The organism is Pseudoalteromonas umbrosa (assembly GCF_030125375.1).
In the GTDB taxonomy this organism is placed as follows: domain Bacteria; phylum Pseudomonadota; class Gammaproteobacteria; order Enterobacterales; family Alteromonadaceae; genus Pseudoalteromonas; species Pseudoalteromonas umbrosa.
Genome location: NZ_JASJUU010000004.1, coordinates 277,696 through 295,176, shown reverse-complemented (window position 1 = coordinate 295,176; position 17,481 = coordinate 277,696). Strand labels below are relative to the sequence as shown.

Here is a 17,481-nt window from a genome sequence, read left to right as displayed (position 1 = left end):
TTTATTCAACCACATCCAATTGCAAAATTTAGCTACTTGAACAATATTTAAAAAGCAATTTAATAAGAAGGCAAAACGCGCTCAGTCTTATATGCACCTAGCCAAGAAAACGCGTGTACCTAGCTTGGGAGTTGGCCCAAAATTGCAGCAGTAGGGATAGGTTCGATGATTGGGCTAAGCAAAACGACTCTCTAACATACTGGTCAACTCAAATTATTTCTATTTTTGACGGTTTATTCTATGACCCACTTGCAGGAATTGAGCTACTATTTGAGTTTGATGATGGCTCGCAATTAGTTATGAAAGCAGCCACTTTGAGAGCAGGGTCCAAACTGCGCTTAACGTATACAAGACATAGTGCAATAGACTCTGAAGGAAACCGGCTCCCAGATGCGGGGTCCTCTATTCGCGGTACTTATCAGTTTTTTTCGTAATATAAACTAGAGCAGTACATACAAAAAGCGGTTGAGTACGGTATCCGATTAAGAGTTATACAAACAGGAGTGTGGGGGAAGAGTAATCATTACCCCAATTGACAGGGCTCAAAATATGATAGAAATAGTGAGCCACACCTCATATCCGTAGCTTTTTTTGTGCAAGATTTTGTTCTCCTTGAAATAAACTACTTCGTCGCGCACAAATATCGATATAGCAAAATATTAGCTGTTGTCACAGCAGTGCTACCACAGATCAACACCTATGCGACTTGTGTATGTATCACATTAGTTATATTCCATTCTAGGCACCCTAGGGTGACAAACCGCGAAGGTTAGTTCGCTGCGCATCGTCAAGCCTAATTCACAATAACAAGCATCACACCTTTTATATCAAAAGTGAGAAAGCTAAGTTTACTTTTTAAACAAGTAAAAAATAGCATCCTTCACCGAGAGTACGCTTTTATGAACCTTTTTATGTCGATATAACAAACAATCAGGAAATTAATTCATAAATTCGCAATTTTCTTATCCTTAATTAATAATTTGAAAAGGCAAATTTGATATTCCAGGGAATCGGAGTACACAACTTTCTTGGGTAACAATATGAACTTGAGTAAAAAGCTTTATTTATCCTTTGGTTGCCTCATCGCACTGATGGTTTTTTCCAGTACCGTTGTTTGGTTTAAAGTCTCCACTGAGACAGCAAGAGCTTTTGAAGTTAAAGGTGATGACCTACCCGGTATGATTTTATATAACCGACTACTTCATTTAGAGTATCAGCTCAATAATATCGCGCTTGAATACCTTAACGGTGATGTCAGTAAGGTTGGACAATTTAATCAGTTATTCGAGCGATTTAAATCCACTCAAAAAGAGCTTTACGGCTATGAATCTGCAAAGCAGTCTGACAGAGACAAAATGGCACGTATCATGGAGCTGGCAGAGAAATTCCACCGCGATGTAAACAACGAAATTTTTGCCAAGTATGACCCACGCGCGTACGAGCGAGTAAAATTGCGCGTTGATAAATTAGACACCGAAATGGGCCAACCGCTGGAAGACTTGTTAGATTCGTTGAAAGAACAGGAATTTAACGATGCACTTAAATCATCCGACTTACAAGAATCTCTCAACGACGACTTGCCTGGTGTTAGATATTATTTAGAATTGGTCGACGAAGGTGGCGACATGATCGCTGCTATCATTTCTCACACCACAGGTGCCCCAGCTGCGGAAGCGGATTTTAATGACGATGCACAAAGCTTCAGACATTATTTAAACCTGTTAAAACCACTTGAGCAAAAACCTAATGAACTGCGAGATATTGCTCGTATTGAAGAGATGTTTGCAACTATTCAAAGTGAGGCAAAAGAAATTTTCCGCTCCTATGATTCAACAGCCTATGCCAAGGCTCAGAAAAAGCTGGCAGAACTTACCGCAAACCAAATGGTAGAACTGTCCGAAATTCTTGAAGTCTCTAGTGAAGAGGAAAAAGATGATGCGACTAAAGCACTAGATTTATTAGTTGAAGGGCTTAATACCACACTTGTGATTATTATTCTCATCACCCTAGTAGCTGCCATTATCGCTATCGCGGTCGCATTTGTGATCAGTCGCTCGATTGTGACTCGTTTAAGTCAAGTACTCACCATTGCCGAGGGCATTAGTGAAGGAGACATCTCAAGACCGTTACTAACTCATGAAGGTAAAGATGAAATTGACAGCCTCGCAGAAGCCACTAATAAGATGTCAAACTCTCTCAACTCTCTACTACAAGCTATCAGCAATGTGGTGAATGATGTTAAAACATCCAGTGATGATATCGCTGAGACAAACAATCAAATTGCCTCTCGCAGCCAAGCGTCGGCCGACCAATCCACACAGGTCGCCACAGCCATAGAGCAAATGAGTGCAACAGTGTCAGAGGTAGCATCACAAAGCCAAGTTGCCGCAAGTCACGCAGATGGCGCACGCAGCCTTGCATCAGAGGGCGGCTCTACAGTGACGGCTACAGTAGATAAAATTAAATCTGCTTCAAATGAGGTACAGGATACCGCTGAAAACGTCACACACCTTGGCGAACTAAGCAGCCAGATTGGCAATGTTATTGGGGTGATTGGCAGTATTGCTGAACAAACCAACTTATTGGCGCTTAACGCCGCAATTGAGGCTGCACGAGCAGGTGAGCAAGGGCGTGGTTTTGCCGTGGTTGCAGATGAAGTAAGAACGCTTGCTGAACGCACATCCAAAGCAACCGAAGAAGTTGTTAGTACAGTACAGTCAATTCAATCTCAAACGGAACATGCAGTTAAATCCATGGAAAACAGCGTATCGCAAGTTAATCATAGCGTATCTATGGCTGAAGATGCGGGTACACAACTTGAAGGAATAGTCACCGGTGCCAGTGAAATCGCGTCGATGATCCAATCAATTGCCACCGCCACTGAGGAGCAATCAGTTGTAGCCAGTGAAATGGCCAGAGATATTTCACAAATCGAACAATCGAGCCAAAGTTCTTTACAAGATACACAAGTCGCTGCACATTCAGCGCAGGAGCTGAACAAACAAGCCGAGGAACTGGCCGTGTTAGTGAGTCGATTTAGATTACGTGGCTAGCCAAAACTGGTAAGTAGACGCACAAAGATTTAAAATAGCGCTTTTTACGGGAGTAAGAAGCGCACATACTCCCTTTTGCGTACACAAAGGTTTCACTATGACAATGACTCGCGGTAACTTGTTTATCTTATCTGCACCTTCTGGTGCTGGTAAATCAAGCTTGATCAAAGCTTTATTGGACAAACAAGCCAATATTAAAGTTTCAGTATCACATACTACACGTTCACCACGACCTGGTGAAAACAATGGTGAGCATTATCACTTTGTTTCCGTTGATGAATTCAAAGCACTGATCGATAAAGGCGATTTTTTTGAATGGGCGCAAGTCTTTGAAAATTACTACGGTACGTCAAAGCAAGCGATCGAAGATCAGTTAAACAAAGGCATCGATGTCTTTTTAGATATAGACTGGCAAGGAGCAAGGCAAGTCCGAGCGTTAATGCCTGAAGTCAAAACCGTGTTCATATTACCGCCTTCGCAAAGCGAATTAGAGCAGCGCCTAAATAACCGTGGTCAAGACTCACAAGAAGTGATTGCAGCAAGAATGGCTGAAGCCAAGTCAGAAAGTAGCCATTACGATGAATTTGATTACGTCATAGTGAATGATAATTTTGATACTGCGCTTTGTGAATTAGAGCACATTGTTGTCGCAGCGAGACTGCAAACCAAAGCGCAGCAAGCTCGTCACAAAGCGCTTATCGCAGATCTACTCGCTGATTAAACACATTAAATCTTGGATGAGACTGACATAATCGCGATAAATTTTAACCATTCGCTTGGCGAACACGGCTGATTGAAGTAAACTAGCCCTTTGCTAAATGTATAATTTTTTGGAGTGCTTCGATGGCTCGCGTAACTGTAGAAGATGCAGTAGATAAAATTGGTAACCGTTTCGATTTAATCCTTGTTGCAGCGCGTCGCGCTCGTCAGATTTCTGTTGGTGGCAAAGACCCTATGGTTGAGGCTGAAAATGACAAGCCAACCGTTATCGCGCTACGTGAAATCGAAGAAGGTCTTGTAACAACAGACTCTCTTGACGTAATCGACCGTGAAGAGCAGCAGAACCAAGAAGCAGCAGAGCTTGCAGCAGTTGCAGCTATTGTTGGTGGTAACCGCTAAATAAACTTCTAGACGGCTTTAAATGCCCTGTCTAAGTAAAGTTTGATATAACGCCAGCTCAAAGCTGGCGTTTTTTTTCATTATTTGCAAAAGCATCACGCCTTTGCGTTGGCTTCCGAGCCAATTCATCGTATATTCAATAATAACTATCTATTAACTTCACTGGAACATTGGAGTGTGAATGTATCTATTTGAAGGCCTCAAGAAAAAAATCTCAGAGTACCTAGCACCTGAAGATGTGGAATTGGTGCAAAAAGCCTATGTTGTTGCGCGTGAAGCGCACGAAGGGCAAACGCGCTCAAGTGGTGAACCTTATATCACTCACCCTGTTGAAGTGACGCAGATACTTGCCAGCATGAAGTTAGACCATGAGACCCTCATGGCTGCATTAATGCATGACGTCATTGAAGATACTGATTTTAGTCAGGCGGATCTGGCTGAAATCTTTGGCGAGACCGTTGCCGAACTTGTTGCGGGTGTAAGTAAATTAGATAAGCTCGATTTTAAAGACAAAAAAGAATTTCAAGCTGAAAACTATCGCAAAATGATCATGGCAATGACACAGGATATTCGCGTCATTCTTATCAAGCTTGCGGATAGAACACATAATATGCGCACGTTAGGGTTTTTAAGACCTGAAAAACGCCGCAGAATTGCAAGAGAAACGCTTGAAATATTCGCGCCAATTGCCAATCGCTTAGGTATACATGATATCAAAAATGAGCTAGAGGACTTGGGTTTTCAAGCGCTCTACCCAATGCGTCACCGCGCACTTAAGTCAGAAGTCGCCAAAGCACGTGGTAACCGCAAAGAAGTGATCAGTAATATTCAAACCGAGATAGAGTCTCGCTTAGAAGAAAGCGGCATCACCGCTTCCGTTAAGGGGCGTGAAAAGCACTTATATAGTATTTATAAAAAAATGCTTAATAAAGAGCTGTTATTCAATGAAGTCATGGATATCTATGCGTTTCGCATTAATGTCGATAATATCGATACCTGTTACCGAGTCCTTGGCGTTGCGCATAACCTATATAAGCCAATTGAAACACGCTTTAAAGACTACATCGCAGTCCCTAAAACCAATGGTTACCAGTCATTGCACACCTCTCTAGTCGGCCCGCACGGTATCCCTGTCGAAATTCAAATTAGAACACATGACATGGACCATATGGCAGACAAAGGGGTTGCTGCACATTGGATGTATAAAAAGTCAGGTGACAGTGCAGGTCATACTGCGCAGCAACGTGCACGCCAATGGATGCAGAGCTTACTTGAACTGCAACAAAGTGCAGGCTCTTCTTTTGAGTTTGTTGAAAACGTAAAAACAGAACTTTTCCCAGAAGAAATCTATGTATTTACTCCTGATGGTCGCATTGTTGAGCTACCCATGGGCGCAACGGCTGTTGATTTTGCCTATGCTGTACATACCGATGTGGGTAACACTTGCGTCGGAGCAAGGGTAAACCGTAAACCATATCCATTAAGTAAAGCATTAGATACTGGGCAAACCGTTGAAGTTATCACCAGTTCTGGGGCACACCCAAATGCAACTTGGCTTAACTTTATTGTGACCGGTAAAGCGCGTTTAGGCGTTCGCAATTACCTCAAGAGCCAGCACCAAGAAGAGTCTATTCAATTAGGCAGACGCTTGCTTGACTCAGCACTGGGTGAGCAAAAACTCGATGACATTCCAACCGAGCAGATTGAACGTGTTTTAGAAGAGCATAATCTCAATACACTACTAGAGCTACTTGTGGAAATAGGTAATGGCAATATCATGAGTGTATTAATTGCCAAACGTTTACTTCAGGCTGATGACGGACTCGAAAGCCTTGCCAAACAAGCCAAAGCTGCGATTATTGGTACTGAAGGTATGCTGGTGACTTACGCTAAGTGTTGCCGACCTGTGCCAGGTGATGCAATTGCAGCCTATGTCAGTCAAGGTAAAGGCTTGATGGTGCACAGACAAGAATGCCGAAATATCAAAGGCTGGGAAGGTGAACGTGCGAAGTACTGCGTTGTAAAATGGGAAGACAATCCCGAGAAAGAATACATTGCAGCACTGAGAGTAGAGATCATCAACCACCAAGGTGCGCTTGCCAAATTAACCAATGTGGTTGCCAGTGCACAAGCTAATATTGTTGAGATAGCCACAGAAGAAAAAGAGAGTAATTTATATATTATTGATTTGGGCGTGACAGTAAAAGATAGAATTCACGTCGCCAATATTATGCGCAAGATCCGCGTTATGCCTGATGTGCAGCGTGTATATAGAAAGCGCTAAGGAAGTTATTATGAATAAAGCAATTATTTCAACCGATCAAGCACCTGCTGCGATCGGTACATACAACCAAGCAATCAAAGTAGGTACTGCTGTATACCTATCGGGCCAGATCCCGCTGGTGCCAAATACAATGGAAGTTATCTCTGAAGATTTTGCAGAGCAAACACATCAAGTGTTTAAAAACTTAACCGCAGTATGTGAAGCGGCAGGCGGACAGTTGCAAGATATGGTGAAAGTGAATATTTTCATGACGGATTTAAGCAATTTTGCCACAGTGAATGAAATTATGAGCCAGTACTTCAAAACACCTTACCCTGCCCGTGCAGCTATTGGTGTGAAAGAGTTGCCAAAAAATGTACAAATTGAAATTGACGGTATTATGGAGTTACCATCAATGAATTAACGGTGACTTATCACTCAATAAAAGGCCTAACCTAGTAGGCCTTTTTCATTTGCGTACAACTTACATAACGCCATACATTGAAAAATCTTCTAAAAATAGCCCATCAACTTTGATCTTAACAGCTTGACTACATAATATTAATTAAGCAAGCTGATAACACGAACGGCAAAAATAAAATGCTTTGAGTCAGCCTAATCATAAGAAATGATGACATAAAATGGACGCTCGGAATTTATTGAATTTTTGATTGTCATACTAATACTAACTAATTCATTGCTAATAAGCGCACATGCGCTGCAATCACAGCGCAAAGGGTAAGTTTAAGTGTGAGCTCAGTTTTGAGCCGCTCGGTCTATAAGGAATAGTCTGTGTTTAAAGTCACTAAAAATGGCCAAATTTTAATGGACGTTGCTTCTGCAACCCCCCCCAGTCAGGCGTTCATTGTCGAGGCGCTTGAGTGTTCTCCCTATGCCGATTGTGAAGTCGATCATGATTCAATAGCTGCTTACTTTCAAAGTGAGGTATCAGAGCAGCAGCTGCTAGTCGCAAAGCAAAAGCACGCGCAGTTAAAAATTTCAATTTCCGAAGACAAAATGCAAGCCTCTGCCACCATTACAACGGCACAAGGCGGTAGCCTTATCAGCCTAGAGCAAGCTAAAAAAATAATTGTTAAAGCTGGGGTTTGTAGAGGGTACAAGCAAGCTTTTTTAGAAAAGCTACTCGCAAAGCAATTTGACGCGCCTCCTGGTACCGAGCATAGCGGTATTATTGCCCAAGGTCGTCCTCCTGAAAATGGCCTACCAGCCAAGCTAATATCACACGTTTTAACACTAAAAGAGCGTTTAAAGCAGCCAAAATTAAGAGAGGACGGTACTGTAGACATGCGCGACTTTGGCGCGCTCTCAAGTGTCTCTCCTGGGACACTACTCATTACTCAGCGCCCCGCCACTCCTGGCAAAGAAGGTTTCACAGTAACAGGGGATAGCATTACCCCTGTGCCTGGTGAATCATTTCAACTAGTTGCGGGTGAAGGCACGGAAATCTCACCAACCAATCCACTCGAGCTGATTTCAACTATTGCAGGCTGCCCGTCAGAGATTCAAAACGGTATGCGAGTCGACGACATATTTACCATTGCAGATGTGAATGTGAAATCTGGCCATATAGAATTTAGCGGCAGCGTGATTGTCACCCATAACGTCGAACCTGGCATGAAAGTCAAAGCCAGTGGTGACATTACTATCATGGGCACAGTCGAGTCCGGTGAAATTATCAGCGAAGGAAATATAGAAGTACGCGGCGGCGTCATTGGTCACCTTGATCACAGCGATAATGATCAAAGTTTAACCTGCAAACTCATTGCCAAAGGAAATATCAATATAGTCCACGGCCAATACACTTATTTAGAAGCCCGTAATATCTATATTCAAAAACAAGCAAACCACTGTGATATCAAGGCACTCAGAACAATTCGCGTTGGCTTAGAAGACAATCCTCGGGGTAAATTAATTGGCGGAACCGTATTTGATGCGCAATCTGTCACAGCGGGCGAAATAGGTAGTCCTTCTGGGGCGACTATGTCCGTATACCTTGCCAATTCAGGCGTCGAAATTACCAATAAAACCGACCAATGTATACGCGACTTAGGCGACACAGACGAGCAATTAGAAAATTTACAAAAAGCAGTCGAAAAAGCCGAACAACTCAAAGATATCGAAAAAAAGAAAATGCTCATGGCCAAAATCAGTGCCACGCAAATCCATTATTGTCAGCAAGCTGAAGCACTTGAAAATAAACTCAGTGAGTTGGATCATACGCTTCATGAATTACTTGAAGGTACACAGCTACAAGCAACGTCTGCACTACATTCCGGTGTTGAAATTCATATTTTTGACAAAACCTATACCACCAACCGGAGTTACCCACCTTGCACAGCAAAATTGGCAGATGGGCAAATAGAGATAGAATTTAAAATTTAGAGGGGAGCCCTCCCCTCTTAAGTCAATTAAAGTACGCCTTCAATATCTTGCTTAAGCGCTTCTGGCCATACACCTACCTGAACTTGCGCAATGTGCTGCTTTTGCAATAACAGCATCACTAAACGAGATTGACCTATGCCACCGCCAATGGTCTGAGGTAACTCACCTGCAAGCAGCGCTTTGTGCCAATCAAATTCAAGTCTCTCTTGCGCATCACTTACCTCTAACTGGTGTGCCAGAGAATCAGGTGACACTCTGATACCCATTGATGAAATCTCAAATGCATCTTCAAGAACCGAGTTCCAAACAATAATATCACCGTTTAGACCTTGGTATTTTTCACATGTTGCCGTTGACCAATCGTCATAGTCCGGCGCGCGTACATCATGGATTTTACCATCACCTAGCTCGCCACCAATACCAATTAAAAATACCGCGCCATATTCTTGAGCAATCGCTTTTTCCCGCTGCTTTGCTGTAAAGTCAGGGTACATAGCTCTTAGCTCTTCGGCATGAACAAATGTGATTTTCTCAGGTAAAAACACGTCTGTACCAAACTCTTTAGAAATGGTTTTCTCAGTGTGCTTGATGCACTGATATAGTGTTTGAACAGTCTCTTTCAGTGCAGCAAGGTTACGTTGTGAATCACCGCAAATGACTTTTTCCCAATCCCACTGATCAACAAACACTGAATGAATAGGCGATAAACGCTCCTCATCTGGGCGCAGTGCTTTCATGTGAGTGTATAAACCCTCACCCACCTCAAAACCATAATCTCCCAACGTTTTACGCTTCCATTTAGCTAAAGAATGAACAACTTCAAACTCACTGTCAGCAAGCGTTTTCACTTTCACTGATACCGCTTTTTCAGTACCGCTTAAGTTGTCTTGAATACCATCCCCAACCTTTGCCAGTATAGGTGCTTGTACTTCCACTAAGCCTAGTTGCTCAGTTAACTGTGCTGAAAAAATGCTTTTTACGCGAGCGATTTGCTGCTGTGTTTTTAAGTATTGTGCTTTCATGTTGATCCCCATTCCAAATTTTTGATGATTCTGTGTATTAATTATCTGATATATCCATCGTCAACAAATTTTAGATAAAATTCAATATTCAAAAACAAAAATACTGAAAAGCAACTTCAAACAATAAAAAAAGTGCTATATATTTAAGGAATCAATAATTTCAGGTAACAATAACCATGGAAAATTATCAGATCGATAATCTCGATAAATCCATTTTGCAGGCGCTAATGAATGACGCCAGAATTCCCTATGCCGAATTGGCAAAACGTTTTTCTGTGAGTGCAGGTACGATTCATGTTCGTGTCGAAAAGATGAAGCAAGCTGGGATCATCACAGGGACGAAAGTCTGCATCAATGCAAAAAAACTTGGCTATGATGTGTGTTGCTTTATTGGTATTAACCTCAAGCATGCGAGAGATTACCAAGAAACTATTGCACAATTAGAAAGTTTTGAGGAAGTTGTCGAAGCCTATTATACAACTGGTAACTACAGTATTTTTATCAAGGTTTTAAGTCAGTCTATGGACCATTTGCATGATGTGCTTGTCAATAAAATACAATCGATTGAGGCCATTCAATCAACCGAGACACTCATCTCTTTGCAAGCACCAATTATGCGTGAGATACAACCATAGAGTTTAGTTAATTTTGAGGTCAAATAGGTGTGTACTTATACAGTGATTATTTTGGTATAATGGCTACAATATTGTATTTAAGAGCAGTCCTTGATGAAAGAAAATCGCTTTCAGCGCGTAAAACGAATATTGGAACAACGACAAACGGATTTGACTGTGTGCCTCGATGAAGTGCACAAACACCATAATCTATCCGCTATCGTACGAACAGCTGATGCTGTTGGCTGTCACTATGTTCACGCCGTATGGCCGCAAGATCAAAGACGCTTAACCAACAACACCTCTGGTGGCAGCAAAAATTGGGTCGACACGCAAATGCACGATGATATCGACCAAGCTGTTGCCAAAATCAGAGAGCAAAACCCGGGGATCCAATTACTTGCTACCAATTTAAGTGATACCGCCGTCGACTTTAGAGAAATTGACTACACCAAACCAACTGCTGTGATTGTTGGTCAAGAACGTTTAGGTATATCCGATAGGGCGCTTGAGCATGCTGACCAGCATATCGTCATTCCAATGGCTGGCATGGTACAGTCATTAAATGTGTCTGTTGCGGCAGCGCTCATTCTCTACGAAGCGCAAAGGCAACGCGAGGAAGCAGGCATGTACCAGCGTAAAGGCATGTTGGACCCGAAAGTAAAGCACACACTCCTTTTTGAAGGATGCCACCCAATTATTGCAAACCGCTGTAATGAAAAAGGGCTTCCCTACCCCGAATTAGATGAAGATGGCGAAATCATCGCTGACGATGCATTTTGGAATACGCTCAAATTTAGTAAAAAGTAAGGATACTCATGTCAGCCCCTAATTTAGCTAATTACCCCATTACAGATTTAAAAGGTGTTGGTCCTAAAGCTGCTGAGAAGTTAGCTAAATTAGGTATAGCAAGTGTTCAAGATATGCTATTTCACTTGCCATTACGGTACGAAGATAGAGCAAAAACCTATTCCATCGCGACATTAATGCCGCATATGCACGTCAGTGTAGAAGGAGAGATTGAGCAGGCAAACATCACTTTTGGTAAACGCCGTATGCTTGTATGCCAAATTAACGATGGTACAGGCAGGCTCACACTGCGCTTTTTCAATTTTTCCGCGGCACAAAAAAATGCCATGCAGCCTGGTAAAATCATGCGCTGCTTTGGTGAGGCTCGCCGTGGTCGAGTAGGCCTTGAAATGGCACACCCTGAGTATAGTATCAAGGATACGCTGCAAGATAATAACGCTGCCGATGACACACTCACCCCAGTGTACCCAACAACCGAAGGGCTTAAGCAGCTCAGCATACGAGCAATTGCAGAGCAAGCAGTAAAATTACTGCAAAAATATGATATTGAAGACCATTTGCCAGCTCAATTCAGGCCTAATCAATTAAGCCTCAAAGACGCGCTACTGTTGTTACACTCGCCTGCACACGACGTTGATTTAAGCCAATTGGAATTAGGACAGCACCCTGCACAACAGCGCCTTGCCTTTGAAGAACTGCTGGCACAAAACTTAAGCTTATTAAAGCTCAGGAAAAAAAGCCAAGCCGTCAAAGCAATTGCACTGGCGCCTAGTAACCCATTAGAAACTGAGTTTTTGGCCCAGCTTTCATTTAAGCCAACCAATGCACAAAGCAGAGTTGTCAGTGAGATAAAGCAGGATTTACAAAAGCCAGAGCCGATGCTTCGCCTAGTACAAGGTGATGTAGGTTCAGGTAAAACCTTAGTCGCAGCGCTTAGCGCATTAACGGCAATATCAAAAGGTTATCAAGTTGCTTTAATGGCCCCTACAGAGATCCTATCAGAGCAACACGCGCTCAACTTCACGAACTGGTTTACTGCATTAGGAATTGAAACATGCTGGCTAGGTGGAAAAACCAAAGGAAAAGAACGCAAAGAAACGCTTGAAAAAATCGCCTCTGGACAAGCTCAAATGGTGGTAGGCACACACGCCCTATTTCAAGAACAGGTGATATTCTCAAATCTAGCGCTTATCATTATTGATGAACAACACAGGTTTGGCGTACATCAGCGTCTATCACTTAGAGAAAAAGGCAAATTTGGCGATTGCTACCCACACCAGTTGGTGATGACGGCGACACCTATCCCGCGTACGCTAGCCATGACAGCCTATGCAGACTTGGAGACTTCAGTTATAGATGAACTCCCTCCTGGTAGAACTCCTATTACAACCGTTGCAGTGCCAGATACCCGCCGCGATGAAGTTATAGAGCGAGTCAAAAGCGCATGTCTCGAACAAAGTAGGCAAGTTTATTGGGTATGCACCCTCATTGATGAATCTGAAGTGCTGCAATGTCAAGCCGCGGAAGATACGGCAGAGCAGCTGACCAAATTACTGCCAGAGTTGAAAATAGCACTCGTGCACGGCCGTATGAAAGCCCAAGAAAAACAACAAATCATGGCAGACTTTAAAGCTGGTACGTATCATGTACTCGTTGCAACAACCGTGATAGAAGTGGGCGTTGATGTCCCTAATGCCAGCCTAATAATTATTGAAAACCCAGAACGCCTTGGACTTGCTCAACTACACCAACTTAGAGGTCGGGTCGGACGTGGCGACATAGCTTCTCATTGCCTACTGCTATATCACGCACCACTGTCTAACACAGCTCAGAAAAGGCTGGGCGTGCTCAGAGATAGCAATGATGGGTTCGTCATTGCTGAAAAAGATTTAGAAATAAGAGGGCCGGGTGAGGTACTTGGTACCAAGCAGACAGGACTTGTTGATTTAAAAGTTGCAGATTTAACTCGTGATAAACATATGCTACCCAGTATTCGTGCGCTTGCATTTTCATTACTCAATCAATACCAAGATAGTGTAGACCCTTTGATCCTACGTTGGATGGGAAACCGAGGTGAATTCGCAATGGCTTAAAAATATGTTTCATTTCTTTCAATTACTTCGACTTGATAACCATCGGGATCTGCAACAAAAAAGAATCGCGCCACTAATTTGCCTTTATGATGCAGTGATTTAATGTCTGACGGACAGTAGTCATGCAAACTTGCTATACGCCATATTGACTCAATATCCTCAGCACAAAAAGCCAAATGACCATACCCATTACCCAGTTCATATGCTTTTTCGTTATCATGATTATATGTTAGCTCAAGCTCAAAGCAGGTCTCTTTATTAGCTAAATAAGTGAGCGAAAAGTCATCAAAATCTACCTGCCTTTTTACCTCTAAATCAAAAAGTTCGTGATAGAATTGCACTGATTTTGATAAGTCTTGTACTCGAATCATTGAATGTATCATTTTAGCCATGGGAGCTCCCTATATGTGCGAACTTTACGCATCTCAAACACCTGAATTATATCAAGTCACTAAAAAGTCTATTCGTATACAAGGGGCTGTCACGAGCTTAGCACTTGAATATAAGGTTTGGTTGATACTCGAAAAAATCGCAGCACAAGAGCACACCACACTTGCACAGTTTATTTCCACCCTGCATCAGGAGTCTATTGAAAGACATGGGAAAGTAACTAACCTAGCTTCATTATTACGAATATCTTGCCTCACCTACTTAGAAAATTGTACATAATAAATAGATAGCTATGGTAGTAACCCACTACTACATAAGGATTTATAAATAATTTTTATAGTCCTTTCACATTACAATTAAACGCTATAGACTTGTCTACCAAATATTTAATAGCTAAAGCACTGACTTATGAAACCTCAGTTTGGCAGACGCGCCTTTACCCACATGGAGCTATATAGTCTATTTAATGGCTATATTTATGGCGATGAAAAGCTCAAACGAGAACAACCTAAACATTGGCACTTTTGGCTTCCGTTACTCGCTTACTATACTGGCGCTTATAGCGATGAGCTTGGCAACCTCACTTTAAATGATATAGACACCATAGAGTCAATCCATACCTTTAAATTTCATACTCATGGAAAGATACAGCCTAGAATAGTGCCAATCCATAGCGCGTTATGGCATGCGGGATTGGAACACTACATTCAACTTGTGAAAGAGTTAGGACATGATAGGTTACTATTCGATCTACCATCTAAATCAAATCGTTACAGTGAAAAAGTTCGGATCTGGTTTTCTGGGGAAGGTGAGCGTTTAGGTTACTTGCAAAAATGCGGTCTACCAAATATTGATCAACAAGGTCTTAAAACTGCAATTAGTAGCTTGAGATTGAACTTTGAGCAGCAAATATATATTTCTGCGATTCAGTTAGGGAATCGTTCTGCTATGAGCTATTTGCTTGGCTTGAAAGAAAACGGAGAAATCGTTGAGGCACCGAGTGTTGACTTGTTAGCCAGAGTCGTAAAGCCTGTCAGAGTGTTAAACAGCAACATTACTTGGAAAAGATTTACCGAACGCCACTAACCGCACAGTCTAGTCTTAAGCAGACTCTAAAAGAGTCTGCTTACTTTATTATTTATAATGATTTGATGTACTGAATGAACTCATTGCCAAGCGTTTCATCTTTCATAGCATACTGAACAATCGCCTTCAGATAGCCTAGCTTATCGCCACAATCGTGAGATATACCACTCATATGAAATGCCTCAACGGTTTCTGTTTCCATTAACATATCGATGGCATCTGTCAGCTGGATCTCACTTCCTGCACCTACAGGCGTCTTTTTCAATAACGGCCAAATTTTATTAGATAAGACATAACGCCCAACTACAGCTAAGTTTGATGGCGCTTCCTCTTGATTAGGTTTTTCAACCATAGATTTGATAGCAGTACTTTGTCCTGGCGATAAATCAACACCATTAATATCAGCGATACCATATTTGCTGACATCCTCATAAGGTACTGGCTCCAACATAATTTGACTGCTGCCATTTTCTTGAAAGCGTTTAATCATGGCAGCTAAGTTTTCGCTACGCTGATCGGCACTGTATTCGTCTAAAATCACATCAGGTAATACAACTATGAAATCATCATCACCAACTATAGGCTTTGCACACAAGACTGCATGTCCAAGTCCTTTGGCCTCACCTTGCCTAACGTGCATAATTGTCACGTCTTCAGGGCAAATCGAACGAATTTCATCTAATAACTTTCTTTTTACACGCTTTTCAAGCGTTGCTTCTAACTCAAAGCTTGTATCAAAATGATTTTCAATCGCATTTTTTGAAGAGTGAGTAACAAGCACGATTTCTTTTACTCCAGCAGATACACACTCCTTTACGATATATTGAATAAGTGGCTTATCCACTATAGGTAACATTTCCTTTGGGATTGCCTTTGTTGCCGGCAACATGCGGGTTCCCAAGCCCGCAACAGGTATCACTGCTTTCATATAAGTTCGCTATTGAATTGTAAATTTTACTTAGACCCTAATTTTATATTACAAAGTATTTCAATGAAATGTTTAGTTAAAAATTAAAGCCCAAAGATACGTTGAATATATTAAAGGCCCAAAATAGGGCCTCAAAAGTTAGTTCAGATTCATTTCTTGTATTATTTCGTGTGCAATGGGCGGTGTTGTACTAACCGGTTTTTCATGTTTATTGGCTTTTAACTGCCCTTTTCTATGCTTCAATGATGCATCCAATTTTTTTGCAGCGTTAGCAATGGCTGGATACATCACGTCGTTTTCGCCCTTTACAGAAATCCGTGAGCCAGCATAATTTGTACTTATTTCCGTGTAGAACTTTTTATGCTCCTTGCTGATTATAATATCTAGTGACAACAACGAAGGAAAATGGTTGGCAATTTTTGAAAACTTTTCTTGTACGTGTTGTTTCACTGCATCTGTCATATCAACATGATGACCAGAAAGATTAATCTTCATAGGATCTTCCTTTTTTTATTTACCCTATAAATAAGTATTGGAGCAGACCCTCCAATTCTCAAGGTCTAAATTAAGAAAAATGTCATGATGTAGTTATCTATTTGATTTAGGTCATATTGCAACATTGGTATCTAGCACTCATAAAGCGCTTGGTTTTATTATTCAATAATTAAGTTTTGAGGAGGTCTACAGATACTAAAAAAGCCCCCAAAATGGGAGCTTTTTCTACAGTAAGAATAAGTGCTAAATTATAAACCAGCTCTTTTCTTAATTTCTGCAATTAGCGGTGAAGCACCATGTCCATTGCTTTCAGCCCAAGCAATGTCTGCACCGTCTGAAAGTGCACTTTTAGGCAAACCTTTGACAATAAGCTTGCCCGTCTCAACAGCATTACTTGCAATTGCATGGCGAAGAATATTATTGCCATTACATTGGATTGAACCAAAAATGTTACGCACTTTTACACGTGAACTTTTCAGCGCTTTACGAACTCGACCTTTATCATCAACAGCGATGTACTCGCATAATGTAACAGCCAATTGATCGTTTGCTTTAGTCTCAGAACTAAAAGAAAACGCGCCCAAACCAATACAAACACTTAACAAAACAGGTACAAATTTCATTGCCAATTCACCTAGCACTTTTTTATTACATAAGGACAAACACTATTGTAGCAACACACACAACTGTTAGCAACAAAGTCATAATCCTTTATTCAAAGTTACGAACTTATAACGATATTTATTTCTATCATCTGGCTCGTGGACTTCACTTTCCACTTCTACCCAATTGCCCGAAGAGGTGTATTCAGGAAATCGAGTGTCCCCTTCAATATCCAGATCAATGTATGTCAAATACAGCTTTGTACATAATGGTAGAAACTGTTTGTAAATATTTCCACCTCCAATGATCATGACTTCGTCTATTTTATCTACCAAAGCAAGCGCTTCTTCGGTAGAAGATGCAGTTTCTATACCTTCAGCTTGATACTGAGCATTTCTGGTAATAACAATATTTCTTCTACCAGGCAACGGACGACCAATCGATTCAAATGTCTTACGCCCCATAATCACAGGTTTACCTAACGTAATTTTTTTAAAATGCTGCAGATCAGCAGGTAGATGCCAAGGCATTTTATTGTCATCACCTATTATTCGATCCTTTGCCATAGCCGCTATCATTGATATAACCACAATATACTCCAA

18 protein-coding genes are annotated in these 17,481 nt (G+C 41.5%); 12 read left to right on the top strand and 6 right to left on the bottom strand.

What is annotated here, in order from left to right; genetic code table 11:
- Nucleotides 1-113: 113 nt before the first annotated feature.
- The 7 genes from QNM16_RS16220 to QNM16_RS16190 all read left to right on the top strand — a co-directional run bounded on the left by QNM16_RS16220 (nucleotide 114) and on the right by QNM16_RS16190 (nucleotide 8,838).
- On the top strand, nucleotides 114-434 hold the full coding sequence (locus QNM16_RS16220) for a hypothetical protein (protein ID WP_284021477.1): 321 nt from the start codon (nucleotides 114-116) through the stop codon (nucleotides 432-434).
- A gap of 606 nt (nucleotides 435-1,040) precedes the next feature.
- Nucleotides 1,041-3,053 (top strand): methyl-accepting chemotaxis protein, encoded by a 2,013-nt coding sequence (locus QNM16_RS16215; RefSeq protein ID WP_284021476.1) that lies wholly within the window; start codon nucleotides 1,041-1,043, stop codon nucleotides 3,051-3,053.
- A 97-nt stretch (nucleotides 3,054-3,150) separates the two neighbouring features.
- On the top strand, nucleotides 3,151-3,774 hold the full coding sequence (gene gmk, locus QNM16_RS16210) for a guanylate kinase (protein ID WP_284021475.1): 624 nt from the start codon (nucleotides 3,151-3,153) through the stop codon (nucleotides 3,772-3,774).
- Between the two features lie 122 nt (nucleotides 3,775-3,896).
- Entirely contained in the window at nucleotides 3,897-4,172 is a 276-nt protein-coding gene (gene rpoZ, locus QNM16_RS16205) for a DNA-directed RNA polymerase subunit omega (protein WP_063361048.1), read from the top strand.
- A gap of 181 nt (nucleotides 4,173-4,353) precedes the next feature.
- The gene (gene spoT, locus QNM16_RS16200) at nucleotides 4,354-6,456 is read left to right on the top strand and encodes a bifunctional GTP diphosphokinase/guanosine-3',5'-bis pyrophosphate 3'-pyrophosphohydrolase (RefSeq protein ID WP_237136983.1); all 2,103 of its coding nucleotides are present in this window, start codon (nucleotides 4,354-4,356) and stop codon (nucleotides 6,454-6,456) included.
- Nucleotides 6,457-6,466: 10 nt separating this feature from the next.
- Nucleotides 6,467-6,859: a RidA family protein gene (locus QNM16_RS16195; RefSeq protein WP_039611920.1), complete on the top strand. Its 393-nt coding sequence runs from the start codon at nucleotides 6,467-6,469 to the stop codon at nucleotides 6,857-6,859.
- 368 nt (nucleotides 6,860-7,227) lie between these two features.
- A complete protein-coding gene (locus QNM16_RS16190) occupies nucleotides 7,228-8,838 on the top strand; it encodes a DUF342 domain-containing protein (RefSeq protein ID WP_284021474.1) in 1,611 nt (536 codons plus the stop codon).
- 26 nt (nucleotides 8,839-8,864) lie between these two features.
- On the opposite strand, the gene asnA is transcribed toward QNM16_RS16190, so the two are convergent.
- A complete protein-coding gene (gene asnA / locus QNM16_RS16185) occupies nucleotides 8,865-9,860 on the bottom strand; it encodes an aspartate--ammonia ligase (RefSeq protein WP_284021473.1) in 996 nt (331 codons plus the stop codon).
- A 176-nt stretch (nucleotides 9,861-10,036) separates the two neighbouring features.
- On the opposite strand from asnA, the gene asnC reads away from it, so the two are divergent.
- The 3 genes from asnC (at nucleotide 10,037) to recG (ending at nucleotide 13,377) form a co-directional block, all read left to right on the top strand.
- Nucleotides 10,037-10,495, top strand: a complete 459-nt coding sequence (gene asnC / locus QNM16_RS16180; protein WP_284021472.1) for a transcriptional regulator AsnC — start codon at nucleotides 10,037-10,039, stop codon at nucleotides 10,493-10,495.
- A gap of 93 nt (nucleotides 10,496-10,588) precedes the next feature.
- On the top strand, nucleotides 10,589-11,284 hold the full coding sequence (gene trmH, locus QNM16_RS16175; protein WP_284021471.1) for a tRNA (guanosine(18)-2'-O)-methyltransferase TrmH: 696 nt from the start codon (nucleotides 10,589-10,591) through the stop codon (nucleotides 11,282-11,284).
- Between the two features lie 8 nt (nucleotides 11,285-11,292).
- Complete coding sequence (recG, locus tag QNM16_RS16170; protein ID WP_284021470.1) at nucleotides 11,293-13,377, top strand: ATP-dependent DNA helicase RecG; 2,085 nt, start codon at nucleotides 11,293-11,295, stop codon at nucleotides 13,375-13,377.
- On the opposite strand, the gene QNM16_RS16165 is transcribed toward recG, so the two are convergent.
- A complete protein-coding gene (locus tag QNM16_RS16165) occupies nucleotides 13,374-13,769 on the bottom strand; it encodes a VOC family protein (RefSeq protein ID WP_284021469.1) in 396 nt (131 codons plus the stop codon). The genes recG and QNM16_RS16165 overlap by 4 nt on opposite strands.
- A 13-nt stretch (nucleotides 13,770-13,782) precedes the next feature.
- On the opposite strand from QNM16_RS16165, the gene QNM16_RS16160 reads away from it, so the two are divergent.
- Nucleotides 13,783-14,046, top strand: a complete 264-nt coding sequence (locus QNM16_RS16160; RefSeq protein WP_284021468.1) for a ribbon-helix-helix domain-containing protein — start codon at nucleotides 13,783-13,785, stop codon at nucleotides 14,044-14,046.
- Between the two features lie 129 nt (nucleotides 14,047-14,175).
- Nucleotides 14,176-14,853, top strand: a complete 678-nt coding sequence (locus tag QNM16_RS16155; RefSeq protein WP_284021467.1) for a site-specific integrase — start codon at nucleotides 14,176-14,178, stop codon at nucleotides 14,851-14,853.
- Nucleotides 14,854-14,905: 52 nt separating this feature from the next.
- Here the strand turns inward: QNM16_RS16155 and galU are convergent, their stop codons facing one another.
- The 4 genes from galU to folA form a co-directional block, all read right to left on the bottom strand.
- A complete protein-coding gene (gene galU, locus QNM16_RS16150) occupies nucleotides 14,906-15,781 on the bottom strand; it encodes a UTP--glucose-1-phosphate uridylyltransferase GalU (protein ID WP_284021466.1) in 876 nt (291 codons plus the stop codon).
- A 138-nt stretch (nucleotides 15,782-15,919) separates the two neighbouring features.
- Nucleotides 15,920-16,276 (bottom strand): ribosome hibernation-promoting factor, HPF/YfiA family, encoded by a 357-nt coding sequence (gene hpf / locus QNM16_RS16145; protein WP_063361059.1) that lies wholly within the window; start codon nucleotides 16,274-16,276, stop codon nucleotides 15,920-15,922.
- Nucleotides 16,277-16,524: 248 nt separating this feature from the next.
- Nucleotides 16,525-16,899, bottom strand: coding sequence for a DUF3718 domain-containing protein (locus QNM16_RS16140; protein WP_237136974.1), 375 nt, complete (start codon nucleotides 16,897-16,899; stop codon nucleotides 16,525-16,527).
- Nucleotides 16,900-16,977: 78 nt separating this feature from the next.
- Nucleotides 16,978-17,469 (bottom strand): type 3 dihydrofolate reductase, encoded by a 492-nt coding sequence (folA, locus tag QNM16_RS16135; protein ID WP_284021465.1) that lies wholly within the window; start codon nucleotides 17,467-17,469, stop codon nucleotides 16,978-16,980.
- Nucleotides 17,470-17,481: the final 12 nt, after the last annotated feature.

Bases quoted from the DNA above. Each gene is read 5' to 3' on its own strand.
- QNM16_RS16215 (WP_284021476.1), top strand. From the start codon at position 1,041: ATGAACTTGAGTAAAAAGCTTTATTTATCCTTTGGTTGCCTCATCGCA.
- trmH (WP_284021471.1), top strand. From the start codon at position 10,589: ATGAAAGAAAATCGCTTTCAGCGCGTAAAACGAATATTGGAACAACGA.
- asnC (WP_284021472.1), top strand. From the start codon at position 10,037: ATGGAAAATTATCAGATCGATAATCTCGATAAATCCATTTTGCAGGCG.
- hpf (WP_063361059.1), bottom strand. From the start codon at position 16,276: ATGAAGATTAATCTTTCTGGTCATCATGTTGATATGACAGATGCAGTG.
- recG (WP_284021470.1), top strand. From the start codon at position 11,293: ATGTCAGCCCCTAATTTAGCTAATTACCCCATTACAGATTTAAAAGGT.
- QNM16_RS16165 (WP_284021469.1), bottom strand. From the start codon at position 13,769: ATGGCTAAAATGATACATTCAATGATTCGAGTACAAGACTTATCAAAA.
- QNM16_RS16195 (WP_039611920.1), top strand. From the start codon at position 6,467: ATGAATAAAGCAATTATTTCAACCGATCAAGCACCTGCTGCGATCGGT.
- rpoZ (WP_063361048.1), top strand. From the start codon at position 3,897: ATGGCTCGCGTAACTGTAGAAGATGCAGTAGATAAAATTGGTAACCGT.
- galU (WP_284021466.1), bottom strand. From the start codon at position 15,781: ATGAAAGCAGTGATACCTGTTGCGGGCTTGGGAACCCGCATGTTGCCG.
- QNM16_RS16140 (WP_237136974.1), bottom strand. From the start codon at position 16,899: ATGAAATTTGTACCTGTTTTGTTAAGTGTTTGTATTGGTTTGGGCGCG.
- asnA (WP_284021473.1), bottom strand. From the start codon at position 9,860: ATGAAAGCACAATACTTAAAAACACAGCAGCAAATCGCTCGCGTAAAA.
- QNM16_RS16155 (WP_284021467.1), top strand. From the start codon at position 14,176: ATGAAACCTCAGTTTGGCAGACGCGCCTTTACCCACATGGAGCTATAT.
- QNM16_RS16160 (WP_284021468.1), top strand. From the start codon at position 13,783: ATGTGCGAACTTTACGCATCTCAAACACCTGAATTATATCAAGTCACT.
- spoT (WP_237136983.1), top strand. From the start codon at position 4,354: ATGTATCTATTTGAAGGCCTCAAGAAAAAAATCTCAGAGTACCTAGCA.
- gmk (WP_284021475.1), top strand. From the start codon at position 3,151: ATGACAATGACTCGCGGTAACTTGTTTATCTTATCTGCACCTTCTGGT.